The sequence below is a fragment of the Streptococcus danieliae genome, assembly GCF_013415245.1.
Classification (GTDB): Bacteria; Bacillota; Bacilli; order Lactobacillales; family Streptococcaceae; genus Streptococcus; species Streptococcus danieliae_A.
In genome coordinates this window covers 1-15,456 of record NZ_JACBXX010000162.1, presented here as the reverse complement: position 1 = coordinate 15,456, position 15,456 = coordinate 1, and the positions used below count along the sequence as shown (strand labels likewise).

Sequence of the window (15,456 nt, the reverse complement as noted above, 5' to 3'; positions counted from 1 at the left end):
GTTTTTTCCACTTATCAGTTTACTAGGAATTGCTTTTTTTTGCACTCTGAATTACAAAAAAAGTTGCATGGAGAGAAAGCTTTCCACACAACTTATTATAGAACCAAAAAAACGCCTGCTTACGCCAGGGTTCTTTTCAAGAACCTTTGCGTAAACAAGCGTCAATCATCTTAATGATGAGTGTTAGCACCAGGAAAATCCTGGTGCTAGACCAGAGCTAGACTAAGAGTCAAGCGACTCCATCATCATAACACTCAACAAAATTGATGATTTTAAACGAGTTCGATAATCGCCATTGGGGCTGCATCACCACGACGTGGTTCAGTCTTCAAGATACGAGTGTATCCACCGTTACGATCAGCATAGCGTGGAGCGATGTCTGAGAACAATTTTTGAAGTGCAGTTGTAGTAACGATTTTATCATTTTCTGCATCGTATACTTCACTTGCGATCTCGTTACGTACGAAAGCAGCTGCTTGACGACGTGCATGCAAATCACCACGTTTACCAAGGGTAATCATTTTTTCAACTGTTTTACGAATTTCTTTTGCACGAGCTTCTGTAGTTACGATTGATTCGTTAATGAGCAAATCAGTTGTAAGGTCACGAAGCATCGCTTTACGTTGTGAACTTGTGCGTCCTAATTTACGGTAAGCCATTATTTCCTCCTCTATTTCTCTTTTAGACCAAGACCTAGATCATGAAGTTTAAATTTAACTTCTTCAAGACTCTTACGGCCAAGGTTTCTCACTTTCATCATTTCAGCTTCAGTTTTCTCAGTCAAATCATATACTGTATTGATGCCTGCACGTTTCAAACAGTTGTAAGAACGAACAGATAGATCCAATTCTTCAATTGTGCGTTCCAAGACGCGGACATCAGAAGTTGAATCTGCTTCTTTCATCACTTCAGTTGCTTTAGCAACTTCAGTAAGATCAGTAAATAGATTCAAGTGCTCATTTAAAATACGAGCAGACAAACCGAGAGCATCCTCTGGAATAATTGTTCCATTGGTCATGATTTCGAGTGTTAATTTGTCAAAACCATCATTGCTACCTACACGAGCAGGTTCAACTTGGTAATTGACTTTTTTCACTGGTGTGTAGATTGCGTCTACCGCCAATGTACCAACCGGTGCATTATCCATCTTGTTTTCATCAGCAGGAACATATCCACGACCGGTACGAACAGTCATACGAGCCTTGAAACTTGCTCCTTCACCAATGGTAAAGAGGTAATGATCTGGATTGACAATTTCGATATCACTGTCTGTCAAAATGTCACCAGCTGTAATCACAGCAGGACCTTTAACATCCAATTCAATCATCTTTTCGTCTTGAACGAGTGATTTAACAGCAATTCCTTTGACGTTGAGGATAATTTGCATAACATCCTCACGGACACCTGGAACTGTATCAAATTCGTGTAATACACCATCAATATTGATCGATGTTACTGCTGCTCCTGGAAGGGAGGCCAATAAGACACGACGAAGGGAGTTGCCAAGTGTTGTTCCGTAACCACGTTCAAGTGGCTCAACAACAAACATGCCGTAATCACTATTTTCATCAATTTTTGTTATATTTGGTTTTTCAAACTCAATCATGTTATACTCCCTCTTAAAACGAAAAGCTGTGTAAATTTAAAATCAATTATACACGACGACGTTTTGGAGGACGGGCACCATTGTGAGGTACTGGAGTAACGTCACGGATTGCAGTTACTTCAAGACCTGCAGCAGCAAGTGCACGGATAGCAGATTCACGACCTGAACCAGGACCTTTAACTGTAACTTCGACAGATTTAAGACCATGTTCTTGCGCAGATTTAGCAGCTGCTTCTGAAGCCATTTGGGCAGCAAATGGAGTAGATTTACGAGAACCTTTGAAACCAAGTGCACCAGCTGATGACCAAGCAATTGCATTTCCGTGTACATCGGTAATCATAACGATAGTGTTATTGAATGTTGCGTGGATGTGAGCAATACCAGATTCGATATTCTTCTTCGCACGACGTTTACGTGTTGGTTTAGCCAAGACTGTTTACCTCCTATATTATTTTTTCTTACCTGCAATCGCAACAGCTTTACCTTTGCGAGTACGAGCATTGTTTTTAGTGTTTTGTCCACGGACAGGAAGTCCACGACGGTGACGGATACCACGGTAAGAACCGATTTCCATCAAGCGTTTGATGTTCAAGTTTACTTCACGACGAAGGTCACCTTCAACTTTGATTGTATCAACTTCGCGACGGATAGCGTCTTCTTGATCTGGTGTAAGATCTTTAACACGAACGTCTTCAGAAACACCTGCAGCAGCAAGGATTTTCTTAGCAGTTGGAAGTCCGATACCGTAAACATAAGTAAGTGATACAACTACACGTTTATCATTTGGAATGTCAACTCCAGCAATACGAGCCATGTTTTCTCCTTTCTAATAACTGATTATTAACCTTGGCGTTGTTTGTGTTTTGGATTTGCAGGGCAAATAACCATAACACGACCATTACGACGAATAACTTTACAGTATTCGCAAATTGGCTTAACTGATGGTCTTACTTTCATTTCTTAATCCTCCAATTTTTTCCTTTATTTAAAGCGGTAGGTGATCCGTCCACGAGTCAAATCGTATGGGCTCATCTCGACTGTCACACGGTCTCCCGCTAAAATACGAATATAATTTTTACGAATTTTACCAGAAACTGTTGCTAAAATCTGATGGCCGTTTTCAAGTTCAACCGTAAACATTGCGTTTGGCATGGTATCGACTACCTTACCTTCAACTTCAATCACATCGTCTTTTGCCACGCAAAAGTACCTCCCTAAATTTCGATTTACGTCCTCTGGGTATAGAGGGACAATTATAAGTCAGAACCTAACTAGTGTACCACTAAGAATGTTTTATTGCAAGATACAAAGTGTAGATTATTTGATTTTTTCTACGGCTGCTTGAATATCTGCAAAAACCTGCTCAATTTCTTGATCTCCTTGGATATCAAAGACCATGTCTTTGGCAGTATAGTGTTCAATAATCGGTTGACCTTGAGCAATATTCACATCCAAACGAGTTTTGATCGCTTCTGGCTTATCATCTTCTCGTTGATAGAAGTCATGTCCACCACAGTTGTCGCAAGTCCCCTCAACAGTTGTTGGATTAAACACCTTGTGGTAGGTTGCTCCACAGGTCCGACAAATAAAACGACCACTCAAACGTTCCAAAAGAATACTTGGATCAACATCAATGTTGATGACACCGTCCAAGGAAATCTGTAGCTCCTCGAGCGCTTGATCCAACGCATGAGCTTGTTCGATAGTTCTTGGGTAGCCATCCAGAAGGAAGCTCTTCTCTGCAATATCTGCTTGTTGAAGGCGCTCTTTCACAATTCCATTGGTTACTTCATCTGGAACCAATTGGCCTTGATCCATATAGGATTTTGCCAACAAGCCCATTTCCGTTTCATTTGCAATAGCTGCACGGAACATATCACCTGTAGAAATATGAGCAAGGCCAAATTCTTCGACCATTTTAGCTGCTTGAGTCCCTTTTCCGGCACCTGGCAAGCCCATAATCAAAAGATTCATGTCTTTTCTCCTTTTTGTTTTCCACTAAATCTATCAATCGCTTGATAAACTTAGTAAAAAACAAAATAGAGAGGAATCAGCCCCAGCTGATATCCTCTAAATTCTATTCTGTATCTGTATGCATAAAGCCAACATAGCGACGTTTAAGAAGATAACCTTCCAACTGCTTGATTCCATCAATAGCTGTTGAAATCAAAATCAGCAAACTGGTTCCTCCCAAGGCTACGGCTTCGGCCAAACCGAATACGTTTTGAGCAACGATTGGGATAATAGCAACGAAACTCAAGAAGAGTGAGCCGACAAGCGCTAAGCGACGCAAGAGCTTGGACATATAAACCTCTGTTCCCTTACCTGGGCGAACTCCTGGAATATAGGCTGAAGACTTCTGCAAGTTTTCAGCAGTTTTTTCAGGGTTAATCTGCACAAAGGTATAAAAGAAGGTAAAGAGGACAATGAGTAATGCATACATGGCAATCCCTGACGGCATATCCGTCGACAGGAGATTTTGGATATTCCTTACCCAGGCTGCATCATTCCCACTTAAAATCATAAATTGGACAATAGCGGCAGGTGCAGCTGTAATCGAACTGGCAAAGATAACCGGGATAACTCCTGCTGGGTTAACCTTCAAGGGAAGGTAAGAACTAGAAGAAGCCCCCTGGGCCAATTTCGTATACTGGATCGGGATTTTATATTCAGCCTGCTGTACAAAGGTTGTAAAATAAATAATCGCCAGAACAGCCAAGGCTACTGAAGCAATGAAAATTGTTGAATTCTGCAAACGATCCGCTGGAACATTGATGAAATAATCTTCATAAAGACCAGAGATTGTTCGTGGAATTGCAGAGATAATCCCGGCAAAGATAATCATGGAAACACCATTTCCATACCCTTTGTCAGAGATTTGCTCTCCCAACCAAACCACAATCATACTTCCTGTTGTCAAAATACACCCAATATAGAGATAGGTTTGCCAGTTCGGTGTTGGTACCAACTGGGCATTGGACAAGGTATTAAAACTTGCTGTAATCGCAATCGATTGTACAAAAGCTAACACCAGGGAAATATAACGCGTAGCCTGATTCAGTTTTCGTCGTCCAACCTCACCTTGTTTTCCCCACTCCACAAACTTTGGAACGATATCCATTTGGAGTAGTTGAACAACGATGGATGAAGTGATATAAGGCGAAACACCCAAGGCAAAAACCGAAAAGTTCTGCATGGCGTTCCCTGATACCAAACTCAACATATTTAAGAAGGACAATTGAGACAAGTCCGCAAGGACCCGGGCATTCACACCTGGAACCGTAATATGGGTTCCAACGCGAAAGACAAGGAGGATAAAAAGGGTCATCCAAATCTTGGTCCGGACCTGCTTAATTTTTAAGGAATCCCTTAAAATTTTAAAGAACATAGAGTAACCTCTCTATCGTTTCTTAGATAACCTCGATTGATCCACCTTTAGCTGTGATTGCTTCTTCTGCTGATTTAGAGAATTTAGCTGCTTTCACAGACAATTTCTTAGTCAACTCACCGTTACCAAGGATTTTAACACCTGATTTTTCAGCTTTCACAATTCCAGCTTCGATCAAAGCAACTGGTGTTACTTCTGCACCGTCTTCAAAGACGTTCAATTGATCAAGGTTGACAATCGCATATTCTTTACGGTTGATATTTGTGAAACCACGTTTTGGCAAACGACGGAACAATGGAGTTTGTCCCCCTTCAAATCCTGGACGTACGCCACCACCGCTACGAGCTTTTTGACCTTTTTGTCCACGACCTGAAGTTTTACCGTTACCGGATGAAGTACCACGACCTACACGGTTACGAACTTTACGAGAGCCTTCTGCTGGTTTCAATTCATGAAGTTTCATTCTGTTTTTTCTCCTTTTTTAGTGACCACTGTCACGGGCTAGCGCTTTTGTAAAACGGAAACTTTTACAAAAACTCGCTTGTCTAAATGGCTTGTAAGTCGCAAAGATTCTTCTTTGCGACTTAGCCATGATGTTCTTATTTAACTTCTTCTACAGTTACCAAGTGAGAGATGGTGTTTACCATTCCAAGGATAGCTGGATTATCTTCTTTGATAACAGAAGAGTGCAATTTGCCAAGTCCAAGGGCAACAACCGTTTTACGTTGGTTTGGCTTGCGTCCGATTGGAGACTTAGTCAAAGTAATTTTAATTTGAGCCATTTTATCCCCTTTCTTATGCCAAGTCAGATACTGAGATACCACGTAAAGCAGCAACCTCTTCAGCACGTTTTAATTGTTTCAATCCTTCAACAGTTGCACGAACGATGTTGATTGGAGTGTTTGAACCAAGTGATTTAGATGTAATATCTGCAACACCTGCCAATTCGATGACGGCACGAACAGCACCACCAGCAGCAACTCCAGCCCCTTCGACAGCTGGTTTCAACAATACACGAGCTCCACCAAATTCTGATGTGATTTCGTGAGGAATTGTTGTACCAACCATAGGAACTTCAATCAAGTTCTTCTTAGCATCTTCGATAGCCTTACGGATTGCTTCTGGAACTTCTTGAGCTTTACCAGTACCAAATCCAACACGGCCATTGCGGTCACCAACAACTACAAGAGCTGCGAAACGTAGACGACGTCCACCTTTAACAACTTTTGTAACACGGTTGATGGCAACTACGCGTTCTTCAAGTTCAACTGCATTGTCTTTAAATGCCATTTTCAGTGTCCTCCCTATTAGAATTTCAATCCGTTTTCACGAGCTGCATCAGCCAACGCTTTAACACGTCCGTGATATAGATATCCACCGCGGTCGAACACCACTTCAGAAATACCTTTAGCAACTGCACGTTCAGCAACAAGTTTACCAACAACGGCAGCTTGTTCTGTTTTTGTACCTTTTGAAACGTCTTTGTCAAGAGTTGAAGCGCTTGCGAGCGTTACACCCGCTACGTCATCAATTACTTGAGCGTAGATGCCTGTATTAGAACGGAAAACGTTCAAACGTGGGCGATCAGCAGTTCCAGAGAGTTTTCCGCGAACACGACGATGGCGTTTTTGGCGGAGTTTGTTTTTATCTGGTTTCGAAATCACAATTTTCACCTCTTATTTTTTTGTTTGTGCTAAGCACAGAATCGGTAAATCAGTGGACTTGCAAGCAAGTCCCACTCATTATTTACCTGTTTTACCTTCTTTACGACGTACGAATTCTCCAACGTAACGGATACCTTTACCTTTGTAAGGCTCTGGTGCACGAAGGCTACGGATGTAAGCAGCAGTTTGTCCAACAACCTCTTTTGAGATTCCTGAAACAACGATTGTTGTTGGGTTTGGAAGTTCAAAAGTGATTCCTTCTGGAGCTTCTACTTCATCTGGATGAGATTTACCAACTGCAAGAACCAATTTGCTTCCTTGCAATTGTGCACGATATCCAACCCCGCGCATTTCAAGTTCTTTCTTGAATCCTTCTGATACACCAACAACCATGTTGTTCAAAAGGGCACGAGTTGTACCGTGGATTGTTTTCATTTCTTTAGAGTCGTTTGGACGGTGTAGAGTTACCTCTGTTCCTTCCACACGAATTTCGATATCCTTAGAGAATTCGCGAACCAATTCACCTTTAGGACCTTTGACAGTAACCACGTTGTTTTCTGCAATGTTCAATTCAACACCTGCAGGCAATACGATTACTTTATTACCAATACGTGACATGTTTATCTCCTGTTAAATTATCGAGCCGCAGTGCGACTAGTTTTCACGGGGCCATGGCCAGCAAGCTGGTCATGGGAGTTGGATCATCTCCTAAGAGATTACCATACGTAGGCGATTACCTCACCACCAACGTTCTTTTGGCGTGCTTCTTTATCTGTAAGCAAACCTTCAGAAGTTGATACGATTGCAATTCCAAGTCCGTTCAAGACTTTTGGAAGATCTTCGCTCTTCTTGTAAACACGAAGTCCTGGTTTTGAAACACGTTTCAAGTTTGTGATAACTTTTTCACCGTTTGGTCCGTATTTCAAGAATACGCGAACAACACCTTGTTTGTCATCTTCAATCACTTCAACGTTTTTCACGAAACCTTCGCGTTTAAGAATTTCAGCAATCCCTTTTTTGATCTTTGATGCAGGTACTTCAAGAACTTCGTGGTTCGCTTGGTTAGCGTTACGAATACGTGTCAAAAAGTCTGCAATTGGGTCAGTCATAACCATTGTTTGATTTCTCCTCTTACTAGTAGTTTGAGCAAGTCACTTGCTAGTTCATAAACGATACAAATAATCACACAGGCTATTGCCCGTGTTTTAAAAATCCAAGAAACCTGTATCTCATTTCTCGAATCCGCCCTCTGAACCTAGCGAAAAAGACAACTCTCAGTTAATACTTGAATTATCTTTTTTCGCAATGTTCATCATGGCTAGAATCTTCTTATTACCAAGAAGCTTTTGTTACGCCTGGAATTTGCCCTTTGTAAGCAAGCTCACGGAAGCAAACACGGCAAAGCTTAAATTTGCGGTAAACTGAGTGTGGACGTCCACAACGTTCGCAACGAGTGTAAGCTTGTGTAGAGAACTTTGCAGGACGCTTATTTTTAGCGATCATTGATTTTTTAGCCAATTTAAGTTCCTCCTGAATTATTTAGCGAAAGGCATTCCAAGTCCAGCAAGCAATTCGCGAGACTCTTCATCTGTATTCGCTGTCGTTACGATAACGATATCCATACCGCGTGTTTTGTCAACGTCATCAAAGCTGATCTCAGGGAAGATCAATTGCTCTTTAACTCCGAGTGTGTAGTTACCACGTCCGTCGAATGATTTAGTTGGAACACCTTGGAAGTCACGTACACGTGGAAGTGATACAGAAACCAATTTGTCCAAGAAATCATACATACGCTCACCACGAAGGGTTACTTTAGCACCGATCGCTACACCTTCACGAAGACGGAAGCCGGCGATAGATTTCTTCGCTTTAGTGATCAATGGTTTTTGACCGGAGATAAGTGCAAGTTCTTCTGCAGCTTTTTCAAGGTTTTTAGCGTTTGAAACTGCATCACCAACACCCATGTTCAAAACGATTTTATCTACTTTTGGAACTGCCATTACAGAAGAATAGTTGAACTTCTCAGACAAAGCAGGAACCACTTCATTAAGATATTTTTCTTTTAAACGATTAGCCATGTTACTTCTCCTTTCCTTCGTGATTAATCAAGCACTTCGCCTGATTTTTTATTGTAACGAACTTTTTTGCCGTCTACAAATTTGTAGCCAACACGTCCAGCAACACCATTTTTATCCAAAACTTGTACATTTGATACATGGATTGGAGCTTCCATTTCAACGATACCACCTTGAGGAAGTTCGTTATTTGGACGTTGGTGTTTCTTAACCATGTTGACACCTTCAACGATGACTTTGTTAACTTTTGGAAGGGCAGTAAGGACAACAGCTTCTACACCTTTGTCTTTACCTGCGATTACTTTAACTTTATCGCCTTTTTTTACAAACATTCTTTTCTCCTTAAATTCTTACGCCCATAGGGGCACCCTGAAAGAAAACTTCCAGGGGACTATCGTTTGTGTTTCTTACAATACCTCTGGTGCAAGAGAAACGATCTTCATGAAGCCACCTTCACGCAATTCACGTGCAACTGGGCCAAAGATACGTGTTCCACGAGGTGTTTTGTCATCACGGATGATAACAGCAGCATTCTCATCAAATTTGATGTAAGAACCGTCTGCACGACGAGCACCTGTTTTAGTACGAACGATAACGGCTTTCACAACGTCACCTTTTTTAACCGCACCACCAGGAGTCGCTTGTTTTACAGAAGCTACGATAACATCACCGATGTTGGCGAATTTACGTCCTGAACCACCAAGAACCTTGATTGTCAAGATTTCGCGGGCACCTGAGTTATCAGCAACTTTCAAACGAGTTTCTGTTTGAATCATTTACCTTTTCTCCTTTTCGGTTCGATTAGATGATAACCGCTTCTTCAACAACTTCTACAAGACGGAAGCGTTTTGTAGCTGAAAGCGGACGAGTTTCCATGATACGAACGATATCGCCTTCTTTAGCAACGTTGTTCTCATCATGAGCCTTGTACTTTTTAGAGTAGTTAATACGTTTACCATAGACTGGGTGGTTACGTTTAGTTTCAACTACAACTGTGATTGTTTTATCCATCTTGTCAGAAACGACACGTCCAACAAGGGTCTTACGTTGATTACGTTCCATTAGTTAGATTTCTCCTTTCCCAAGTCTATTTAACTTCTGATTGAACTGTTTTGATACGAGCGATTTGCTTTTTCACTTCTTTCAAACGAGCTGTTTGCTCCAATTGACCAGTAGCCGCTTGGAAACGAAGATCAAACAATTCTTTTTTCAATTCGTTTTCACGCTTCGCAAGTTCTTCTGAAGAAAGACCACGAAGTTCTTCAACAAATTTTTTGATTTCTTCAAGTTTCATGCTTTCTCCTTACTTCTCTTCACGTTTAACAAATTTGCATTTTACTGGCAATTTGTGACTAGCAAGACGAAGAGCTTCACGTGCAACTTCTTCAGAAACACCTGCAACTTCAAACATCACCTTACCACGCTTAACTGGTGCAACCCAACCTTCAGGTGCCCCTTTACCAGATCCCATACGAACCCCGATTGCTTTCGCAGTGTAAGATTTGTGAGGGAAAATCTTGATCCAAACTTTACCACCACGTTTCATGTAACGAGTCATAGCGATACGGGCAGCTTCGATTTGGCGGTTAGTGATCCAGTGGCTTGTTGTAGCTTGAAGACCGTATTCTCCGAAGTCTACTTGTTTTCCACCTTTAGCTTCACCGCGCATTTTCCCACGGAACTCACGACGGTGTTTCACACGTTTAGGTACTAACATTGGTTATTTACCTCCCTGAGTGTTTTTACGAGCTGGAAGAACTTCTCCACGGTAGATCCATACTTTAACACCAAGTTTACCGTAAGTTGTATCTGCTTCTTCCCAAGCGTAGTCGATATCTGCACGCAATGTGTGAAGTGGAACAGTTCCTTCAGAGTATCCTTCGCTACGAGCGATATCCGCACCGTTCAAACGTCCAGATACTTGAGTTTTAATTCCTTTAGCTCCAGCACGCATTGCACGTTGGATAGCTTGTTTTTGTGCACGACGGAAAGCAACACGTTGCTCCAATTGACGAGCAATTCCTTCACCAACAAGGTGTGCATCCAAATCAGGTTTTTTGATTTCGATGATGTTGATGTGAACTTGTTTTCCAGTCATTTTGTTCAATTTAGCACGTAGGGCATCAACGTTTGCTCCACCTTTACCGATAACCATACCTGGTTTTGCAGTGTGAAGAGAAACATTAACCTTGTTCACAGCACGTTCGATTTCGATTGTTGAAACAGCTGCGTCTGCTAATTCTTTTTGGATAAATTTGCGGATAGCAAGATCTTCATGAAGGTAATCCGCGTATTCTTTTTCAGCATACCATTTAGCATCCCAGTCACGGATGATACCGACACGCATTCCAATTGGATGTACTTTTTGACCCACGAGTTAACCTCCTTATTGTTCTGCAACTACCACAGTGATGTGGGAAGTGCGTTTGTTGATTGGTGAAGCTGAACCTTTGGCACGTGGACGGAAACGTTTCATTGTTGGTCCTTCGTTTGCGTAAGCTTCACTTACAATAAGGTTAGCTTTGTCCAAACCTAAGTTGTTCTCAGCATTAGCGATTGCAGAGTTCAAAACTTTCTCGATAATACCAGCAGCTTTGTTTGGAGTGAATTTCAAGATTGCGATTGCGTCAGCAACGTTTTTACCACGAATGTTATCAAGCACTAGACGAGATTTACGAGGTGAAACACGCACTGTACGAGCCATTGCTTTAGCTGAAGTCATTTCTGCCATGTCGTTCTCCTCTCTTATCTACGTGTCTTCTTATCGTCAGCAGCGTGACCTTTGTAAGTACGAGTTGGTGCAAATTCACCAAGTTTGTGACCTACCATGTCTTCTTGGATGTAAACTGGTACGTGTTTACGTCCATCATAAACTGCGATTGTGTAACCAATGAAACTTGGGAAAATCGTTGAACGACGTGACCAAGTTTTAATGACTTTTTTCTTTTCATCATTCGCTTGAGCTTCAACTTTTTTCATCAAATGCTCATCGACGAAAGGTCCTTTTTTAAGACTACGTCCCATTTTTATAGTTTCTCCTTTAAAATACTGTACCACAACGGCTTGGGAGCAAGAAAACTCTTGCTGACCCTACCGAGCTGGCGGAATAGTGTTTAATTGTGTTTATACTCTTTGAGTTTGTCTTTTATTACTGTATTAGCTCGTCTTGCCGTAGACAGTACTGTCTACGACTCGCCGCCTTATACTAAAAGACCATATTATTTCTCGTTGCGACGGCGTACGATCAATTTGTTAGAACGAGCCTTCTTATTACGAGTTTTAAGTCCAAGAGCAGGTTTGCCCCATGGAGTTGATGGTGCTTTACGTCCGACTGGTGCTTTACCTTCACCACCCCCGTGTGGGTGATCGTTAGGGTTCATTACAGAACCACGAACAGTTGGGCGAACACCTTTCCAACGGTTACGTCCAGCTTTACCAAGGTTAACCAATCCGTGTTGTTCGTTTCCGACAACACCAACAGTTGCACGGCAAGTTGAAAGGATCATACGAACTTCGCCAGATTGAAGACGAACAAGAGTGTATTTACCTTCTTGACCCAATACTTGAGCAGATGCTCCAGCAGCACGGACCAACTCACCACCACGTCCTAGTTTCAACTCAATGTTGTGTACAAGAGTACCGACAGGAATGTTTGCAAGTGGCAAAGCATTTCCGACTTTGATATCGGCATCTGGACCAGAAACAATACGTTGACCTACTTCAAGACCTTTAGGAGCAATGATGTAAGCTTTCACACCGTCTGTGTAGTGTACAAGAGCGATGTTTGCAGAACGGTTTGGATCGTATTCGATTGTTTTAACAACTGCTTCAACCGCATCTTTGTTACGTTTGAAGTCGATCAAACGGTAATGACGTTTGTGTCCACCACCTTGGTGACGAACAGTGATACGACCGTTGTTGTTACGACCAGCTTTGTTTTTCAAAGGAACAAGCAAGGTTTTTTCTGGCTTGTTTGTTGTGATTTCAGCGAAATCCAAAGAGGTCATATTACGGCGACCATTTGTAGTTGGTTTATAAACTCTGATTCCCACGCTATTTCCTCCTTAGATTATTCAGCTTCAGCAGCAAACAACTCGATTGCTTTTGAATCAGCTGTAAGTGTGATGATAGCTTTTTTAGTTTTTGCAGTAAAACCATTGAAACGTCCAACACGTTTTGCTTTAGGTTTCACAGTCACTGTGTTCACGTTTGCAACTTTAACACCTTCAAAAGCAGCTTCAACAGCTTGCTTGATCAAGAGTTTGTGTGCACGTGTATCTACTTCAAATACGTATTTCCCTGCTTCCATTTGAGCCATTGATTTCTCAGTGATGACAGGCTTTTTAATAACGTCATACAAGTTCATTATGCAAGAACCTCCTCGATAGTTGAGATCGCTTCTTTAGTAACAAGAAGTTTGTCGCTATTCACGATATCAAGAACACTTGCAGTTGCTGCAGTCGCAACTTTTACGTTTGGAAGGTTACGAGCTGAAAGTGCAGCAAATTCATTTCCTTCTTCAAGAATCACAAGTACTTTTGAATCAATGTTAAGTGCTTTAAGAACAGCTGCAAATTCTGCAGTTTTTGGCGCTGTGAAGGAAAGACCTTCAACTGCTACAAGCTTGTCTTCAGCAACTTTAGCTGAGTAAACAGACTGAAGAGCCAAACGACGCATTTTGCGTGGAAGTTTGTAGCTGTATGAACGTGGAGTTGGTCCGAAGACAACACCACCACCACGCCATTGTGGAGAGCGGATAGAACCTTGACGAGCACGTCCAGTTCCTTTTTGGCGCCATGGTTTACGGCCACCACCAGATACTGCTGAACGGTTCTTCACTGCGTGAGTTCCTTGACGAAGGCTTGCACGTTGGCTGATAATCACATCAAACACAACTGCTTCATTTGGTTCGATCCCAAATACTGCATCGTTCAAGGCAAGTTCGCCAGCTGCTTTACCTGTTTGGTCGAATAATTTTACATTTGCCATTGTGACTGTTTTCCCCTTTCCTTAATTATTTAGCAGCCTTCACTGCTGATTTGATAGTGATAAGAGATTTCTTAGCACCTGGTACATTACCTTTGATCAAGATAACGTTTTTCTCTGGAACAACTTGAACAATTTCAAGGTTTTGGATTGTTACACGGTCACCACCCATGCGTCCAGCCAAACGTTTGTTTTTGAAAACACGGTTTGGATCAACTGGTCCCATTGAACCAGGACGACGGTGGTAACGAGAACCGTGAGACATAGGTCCACGTGATTGACCATGGCGTTTGATAACACCTTGGAATCCTTTACCTTTAGAAGTTCCTGTTACATCAACAACATCTCCAGCTTGGAAAGTGTCAACTGAGATTTCATCACCAACTGCCAAGCCTTCAATGTTTTTGAATTCACGAATGAAGCGCTTAGGAGCTGTGTTAGCTTTCGCTACATGGCCTTTGGCAGGTTTGTTGCTCAATACTTCACGTTTGTCGTCAAAACCAACTTGAACAGCGTTGTATCCGTCTGTTTCAACTGTTTTCACTTGAAGAACAACGTTTGGAGCTGCTTCAATAACAGTAACAGGGATAAACTCACCTGATTCAGTGAAGATTTGAGTCATTCCCACTTTTTTCCCTAAGATTCCTTTTGTCATGAGAAAATGTTCCTTTTCTTTCTATTTTTTCAAAAAGTTTTTAACGAGCGTTTTTTATGCTCAAGACAAGATCACGCGATCTCGTTCCTTGATTACAGTTTGATCTCTACGTTCACACCACTTGGAAGGTCGAGTTTCATCAAAGCGTCAACTGTTTTTTGAGTTGGGTTGATGATGTCGATCAAACGTTTGTGAGTCCGCATTTCAAATTGTTCGCGAGAATCTTTGTATTTGTGAGTCGCACGAATGATTGTGTAAAGGCTACGTTCTGTTGGTAGAGGGATTGGCCCCGCTACTTCAGCACCTGTACGACCAGCAGTTTCTACGATTTTAGCAGCCGCTGTGTCAAGTGTACGGTGTTCGTAAGCTTTCAAGCGAATGCGAATTTTTTTGTTTGCCATCTTTTTCTCCTTTTTCGTCTATTTAAGTAATAGGCTAGCTCCTCAAGAAAACCGACCGCCTTGCGTGGCAGTGCAACCGAGCGTGTCGCAACCTCTTGTATCAAAGCTAAGACTGTGTTTTTTACAGCACTTGAATAGTCTACCACACGCGCGGGAGCATTGCAAGGGAAATGCTACGATTTTTTTAAAAAGTTTTTAGACCCTCATTTTTTCTAATTATATAGAAGAAAAATAAAAAGAGGGGAGTGGGACTACGAACTAATTTTTTTCAAAATTAGTTCGTAGTCCCACCCCCACAAGGTTGATTAGGTCGGGTTCGGAGTCCTCTCAGCGAGTCAGGAATTGACTCGCTGAGCCTATGATATGGACGAACATGAAATGTTCGCTATCAAGCGAACGATTGGAGTTTGCTTCGCAAACAAGATTTGGTACTCTCGAGCTTGGGACAAAAAGTCCCGTAAAGTATAAAAAGGAGAGATTCATTCGTTGAAATGAGTCTCTCCTTTTCTTTTTAGGTACTCCTCTTCCCATATTTGAGGAGGTTATTGGCCATGAGAACCAATCCCATGTCAATTTTTACTTGTCGTTTTCCTCGTAGATTACAACGTTTGTAACCTAAACAAGCCTTTATCTGTCCAAAGACAGGTTCCACATCAACTTTTCGTTGTGCGAAAATCCGAC

30 protein-coding genes are annotated in these 15,456 nt (G+C 41.8%); all 30 read right to left on the bottom strand.

Translation table 11 applies throughout. The features are described from left to right. Positions 1 to 272 precede the first annotated feature (272 nt). A complete protein-coding gene (rplQ, locus tag HZY94_RS08035; protein ID WP_160332874.1) occupies positions 273 to 659 on the bottom strand; it encodes a 50S ribosomal protein L17 in 387 nt (128 codons plus the stop codon). An 11-nt stretch (positions 660 to 670) separates the two neighbouring features. Then, complete coding sequence (locus HZY94_RS08030) at positions 671 to 1,606, bottom strand: DNA-directed RNA polymerase subunit alpha (RefSeq protein ID WP_160332873.1); 936 nt, start codon at positions 1,604 to 1,606, stop codon at positions 671 to 673. A 46-nt stretch (positions 1,607 to 1,652) separates the two neighbouring features. Further along, on the bottom strand, positions 1,653 to 2,036 hold the full coding sequence (gene rpsK, locus HZY94_RS08025) for a 30S ribosomal protein S11 (protein WP_135036512.1): 384 nt from the start codon (positions 2,034 to 2,036) through the stop codon (positions 1,653 to 1,655). Between the two features lie 18 nt (positions 2,037 to 2,054). Then, the gene (gene rpsM / locus HZY94_RS08020) at positions 2,055 to 2,420 is read right to left on the bottom strand and encodes a 30S ribosomal protein S13 (RefSeq protein ID WP_135036515.1); all 366 of its coding nucleotides are present in this window, start codon (positions 2,418 to 2,420) and stop codon (positions 2,055 to 2,057) included. Positions 2,421 to 2,446: 26 nt separating this feature from the next. Next, positions 2,447 to 2,563: a 50S ribosomal protein L36 gene (gene rpmJ, locus HZY94_RS08015; RefSeq protein ID WP_001808836.1), complete on the bottom strand. Its 117-nt coding sequence runs from the start codon at positions 2,561 to 2,563 to the stop codon at positions 2,447 to 2,449. 24 nt (positions 2,564 to 2,587) lie between these two features. After that, on the bottom strand, positions 2,588 to 2,806 hold the full coding sequence (gene infA, locus HZY94_RS08010; protein WP_001029883.1) for a translation initiation factor IF-1: 219 nt from the start codon (positions 2,804 to 2,806) through the stop codon (positions 2,588 to 2,590). 117 nt (positions 2,807 to 2,923) lie between these two features. Then, the gene (locus HZY94_RS08005; protein WP_179925732.1) at positions 2,924 to 3,580 is read right to left on the bottom strand and encodes an adenylate kinase; all 657 of its coding nucleotides are present in this window, start codon (positions 3,578 to 3,580) and stop codon (positions 2,924 to 2,926) included. A gap of 103 nt (positions 3,581 to 3,683) precedes the next feature. Next, positions 3,684 to 4,994, bottom strand: a complete 1,311-nt coding sequence (secY, locus tag HZY94_RS08000; protein ID WP_160332871.1) for a preprotein translocase subunit SecY — start codon at positions 4,992 to 4,994, stop codon at positions 3,684 to 3,686. Between the two features lie 22 nt (positions 4,995 to 5,016). Further along, positions 5,017 to 5,457, bottom strand: coding sequence for a 50S ribosomal protein L15 (rplO, locus tag HZY94_RS07995; RefSeq protein WP_160332870.1), 441 nt, complete (start codon positions 5,455 to 5,457; stop codon positions 5,017 to 5,019). 136 nt (positions 5,458 to 5,593) lie between these two features. Then, positions 5,594 to 5,776, bottom strand: coding sequence for a 50S ribosomal protein L30 (gene rpmD, locus HZY94_RS07990; protein ID WP_202056480.1), 183 nt, complete (start codon positions 5,774 to 5,776; stop codon positions 5,594 to 5,596). A 13-nt stretch (positions 5,777 to 5,789) separates the two neighbouring features. Continuing rightward, a complete protein-coding gene (gene rpsE / locus HZY94_RS07985) occupies positions 5,790 to 6,284 on the bottom strand; it encodes a 30S ribosomal protein S5 (RefSeq protein ID WP_135036530.1) in 495 nt (164 codons plus the stop codon). Between the two features lie 17 nt (positions 6,285 to 6,301). Beyond that, positions 6,302 to 6,658: a 50S ribosomal protein L18 gene (rplR, locus tag HZY94_RS07980; protein ID WP_135036533.1), complete on the bottom strand. Its 357-nt coding sequence runs from the start codon at positions 6,656 to 6,658 to the stop codon at positions 6,302 to 6,304. Between the two features lie 78 nt (positions 6,659 to 6,736). Then, positions 6,737 to 7,276 (bottom strand): 50S ribosomal protein L6, encoded by a 540-nt coding sequence (gene rplF, locus HZY94_RS07975; RefSeq protein ID WP_160332868.1) that lies wholly within the window; start codon positions 7,274 to 7,276, stop codon positions 6,737 to 6,739. A gap of 98 nt (positions 7,277 to 7,374) precedes the next feature. Further along, the gene (gene rpsH / locus HZY94_RS07970) at positions 7,375 to 7,773 is read right to left on the bottom strand and encodes a 30S ribosomal protein S8 (protein ID WP_160332867.1); all 399 of its coding nucleotides are present in this window, start codon (positions 7,771 to 7,773) and stop codon (positions 7,375 to 7,377) included. Positions 7,774 to 7,990: 217 nt separating this feature from the next. Then, positions 7,991 to 8,176, bottom strand: coding sequence for a type Z 30S ribosomal protein S14 (locus HZY94_RS07965; protein WP_001085699.1), 186 nt, complete (start codon positions 8,174 to 8,176; stop codon positions 7,991 to 7,993). A gap of 17 nt (positions 8,177 to 8,193) precedes the next feature. Next, positions 8,194 to 8,736 carry a 50S ribosomal protein L5 gene (rplE, locus tag HZY94_RS07960; RefSeq protein ID WP_135036539.1) on the bottom strand — a complete coding sequence of 181 codons (543 nt, stop codon included), beginning with the start codon at positions 8,734 to 8,736 and terminating at the stop codon, positions 8,194 to 8,196. A gap of 23 nt (positions 8,737 to 8,759) precedes the next feature. After that, the gene (gene rplX / locus HZY94_RS07955; protein WP_160332866.1) at positions 8,760 to 9,065 is read right to left on the bottom strand and encodes a 50S ribosomal protein L24; all 306 of its coding nucleotides are present in this window, start codon (positions 9,063 to 9,065) and stop codon (positions 8,760 to 8,762) included. Positions 9,066 to 9,140: 75 nt separating this feature from the next. Continuing rightward, positions 9,141 to 9,509 carry a 50S ribosomal protein L14 gene (gene rplN / locus HZY94_RS07950; protein WP_135036544.1) on the bottom strand — a complete coding sequence of 123 codons (369 nt, stop codon included), beginning with the start codon at positions 9,507 to 9,509 and terminating at the stop codon, positions 9,141 to 9,143. Positions 9,510 to 9,534: 25 nt separating this feature from the next. Beyond that, the gene (gene rpsQ / locus HZY94_RS07945; protein ID WP_002885836.1) at positions 9,535 to 9,795 is read right to left on the bottom strand and encodes a 30S ribosomal protein S17; all 261 of its coding nucleotides are present in this window, start codon (positions 9,793 to 9,795) and stop codon (positions 9,535 to 9,537) included. Between the two features lie 25 nt (positions 9,796 to 9,820). Next, on the bottom strand, positions 9,821 to 10,027 hold the full coding sequence (gene rpmC, locus HZY94_RS07940) for a 50S ribosomal protein L29 (protein WP_160332865.1): 207 nt from the start codon (positions 10,025 to 10,027) through the stop codon (positions 9,821 to 9,823). A gap of 9 nt (positions 10,028 to 10,036) precedes the next feature. Further along, a complete protein-coding gene (rplP, locus tag HZY94_RS07935; protein WP_160332864.1) occupies positions 10,037 to 10,450 on the bottom strand; it encodes a 50S ribosomal protein L16 in 414 nt (137 codons plus the stop codon). A 3-nt stretch (positions 10,451 to 10,453) separates the two neighbouring features. Beyond that, positions 10,454 to 11,107 carry a 30S ribosomal protein S3 gene (gene rpsC / locus HZY94_RS07930; protein ID WP_135036553.1) on the bottom strand — a complete coding sequence of 218 codons (654 nt, stop codon included), beginning with the start codon at positions 11,105 to 11,107 and terminating at the stop codon, positions 10,454 to 10,456. A 12-nt stretch (positions 11,108 to 11,119) separates the two neighbouring features. Continuing rightward, the gene (rplV, locus tag HZY94_RS07925; protein ID WP_135036556.1) at positions 11,120 to 11,464 is read right to left on the bottom strand and encodes a 50S ribosomal protein L22; all 345 of its coding nucleotides are present in this window, start codon (positions 11,462 to 11,464) and stop codon (positions 11,120 to 11,122) included. Between the two features lie 14 nt (positions 11,465 to 11,478). Then, the gene (rpsS, locus tag HZY94_RS07920) at positions 11,479 to 11,757 is read right to left on the bottom strand and encodes a 30S ribosomal protein S19 (protein WP_000533765.1); all 279 of its coding nucleotides are present in this window, start codon (positions 11,755 to 11,757) and stop codon (positions 11,479 to 11,481) included. Positions 11,758 to 11,951: 194 nt separating this feature from the next. Next, positions 11,952 to 12,785, bottom strand: coding sequence for a 50S ribosomal protein L2 (gene rplB, locus HZY94_RS07915; RefSeq protein WP_179925731.1), 834 nt, complete (start codon positions 12,783 to 12,785; stop codon positions 11,952 to 11,954). A gap of 17 nt (positions 12,786 to 12,802) precedes the next feature. Beyond that, the gene (locus HZY94_RS07910) at positions 12,803 to 13,099 is read right to left on the bottom strand and encodes a 50S ribosomal protein L23 (RefSeq protein ID WP_160332862.1); all 297 of its coding nucleotides are present in this window, start codon (positions 13,097 to 13,099) and stop codon (positions 12,803 to 12,805) included. Then, positions 13,099 to 13,722 carry a 50S ribosomal protein L4 gene (gene rplD, locus HZY94_RS07905; RefSeq protein ID WP_160332861.1) on the bottom strand — a complete coding sequence of 208 codons (624 nt, stop codon included), beginning with the start codon at positions 13,720 to 13,722 and terminating at the stop codon, positions 13,099 to 13,101. Before rplD ends, HZY94_RS07910 begins: the two co-directional genes overlap by 1 nt. Positions 13,723 to 13,747: 25 nt before the next feature. Then, positions 13,748 to 14,374 carry a 50S ribosomal protein L3 gene (rplC, locus tag HZY94_RS07900; RefSeq protein ID WP_135036568.1) on the bottom strand — a complete coding sequence of 209 codons (627 nt, stop codon included), beginning with the start codon at positions 14,372 to 14,374 and terminating at the stop codon, positions 13,748 to 13,750. A 92-nt stretch (positions 14,375 to 14,466) separates the two neighbouring features. After that, positions 14,467 to 14,775: a 30S ribosomal protein S10 gene (gene rpsJ / locus HZY94_RS07895; protein ID WP_135036571.1), complete on the bottom strand. Its 309-nt coding sequence runs from the start codon at positions 14,773 to 14,775 to the stop codon at positions 14,467 to 14,469. Positions 14,776 to 15,286: 511 nt separating this feature from the next. Next, positions 15,287 to 15,456 (bottom strand): transposase (locus HZY94_RS07890; RefSeq protein ID WP_179924934.1); only part of this gene is annotated, 170 nt, incomplete at its 5' end.

Bases quoted from the DNA above. Each gene is read 5' to 3' on its own strand.
- HZY94_RS07910 (WP_160332862.1), bottom strand. From the start codon at position 13,099: ATGAACTTGTATGACGTTATTAAAAAGCCTGTCATCACTGAGAAATCA.
- rpsM (WP_135036515.1), bottom strand. From the start codon at position 2,420: ATGGCTCGTATTGCTGGAGTTGACATTCCAAATGATAAACGTGTAGTT.
- rpmD (WP_202056480.1), bottom strand. From the start codon at position 5,776: ATGGCTCAAATTAAAATTACTTTGACTAAGTCTCCAATCGGACGCAAG.
- secY (WP_160332871.1), bottom strand. From the start codon at position 4,994: ATGTTCTTTAAAATTTTAAGGGATTCCTTAAAAATTAAGCAGGTCCGG.
- rplC (WP_135036568.1), bottom strand. From the start codon at position 14,374: ATGACAAAAGGAATCTTAGGGAAAAAAGTGGGAATGACTCAAATCTTC.
- rplD (WP_160332861.1), bottom strand. From the start codon at position 13,722: ATGGCAAATGTAAAATTATTCGACCAAACAGGTAAAGCAGCTGGCGAA.
- HZY94_RS08005 (WP_179925732.1), bottom strand. From the start codon at position 3,580: ATGAATCTTTTGATTATGGGCTTGCCAGGTGCCGGAAAAGGGACTCAA.
- rpsJ (WP_135036571.1), bottom strand. From the start codon at position 14,775: ATGGCAAACAAAAAAATTCGCATTCGCTTGAAAGCTTACGAACACCGT.
- rplX (WP_160332866.1), bottom strand. From the start codon at position 9,065: ATGTTTGTAAAAAAAGGCGATAAAGTTAAAGTAATCGCAGGTAAAGAC.
- rplP (WP_160332864.1), bottom strand. From the start codon at position 10,450: ATGTTAGTACCTAAACGTGTGAAACACCGTCGTGAGTTCCGTGGGAAA.
- rpsH (WP_160332867.1), bottom strand. From the start codon at position 7,773: ATGGTTATGACTGACCCAATTGCAGACTTTTTGACACGTATTCGTAAC.
- rplV (WP_135036556.1), bottom strand. From the start codon at position 11,464: ATGGCAGAAATGACTTCAGCTAAAGCAATGGCTCGTACAGTGCGTGTT.
- rplN (WP_135036544.1), bottom strand. From the start codon at position 9,509: ATGATTCAAACAGAAACTCGTTTGAAAGTTGCTGATAACTCAGGTGCC.
- rpsQ (WP_002885836.1), bottom strand. From the start codon at position 9,795: ATGGAACGTAATCAACGTAAGACCCTTGTTGGACGTGTCGTTTCTGAC.
- rplE (WP_135036539.1), bottom strand. From the start codon at position 8,736: ATGGCTAATCGTTTAAAAGAAAAATATCTTAATGAAGTGGTTCCTGCT.
- rpmJ (WP_001808836.1), bottom strand. From the start codon at position 2,563: ATGAAAGTAAGACCATCAGTTAAGCCAATTTGCGAATACTGTAAAGTT.
- rpmC (WP_160332865.1), bottom strand. From the start codon at position 10,027: ATGAAACTTGAAGAAATCAAAAAATTTGTTGAAGAACTTCGTGGTCTT.
- rplO (WP_160332870.1), bottom strand. From the start codon at position 5,457: ATGAAACTTCATGAATTGAAACCAGCAGAAGGCTCTCGTAAAGTTCGT.
- HZY94_RS08030 (WP_160332873.1), bottom strand. From the start codon at position 1,606: ATGATTGAGTTTGAAAAACCAAATATAACAAAAATTGATGAAAATAGT.
- rplQ (WP_160332874.1), bottom strand. From the start codon at position 659: ATGGCTTACCGTAAATTAGGACGCACAAGTTCACAACGTAAAGCGATG.
- rpsS (WP_000533765.1), bottom strand. From the start codon at position 11,757: ATGGGACGTAGTCTTAAAAAAGGACCTTTCGTCGATGAGCATTTGATG.
- rpsE (WP_135036530.1), bottom strand. From the start codon at position 6,284: ATGGCATTTAAAGACAATGCAGTTGAACTTGAAGAACGCGTAGTTGCC.
- rplF (WP_160332868.1), bottom strand. From the start codon at position 7,276: ATGTCACGTATTGGTAATAAAGTAATCGTATTGCCTGCAGGTGTTGAA.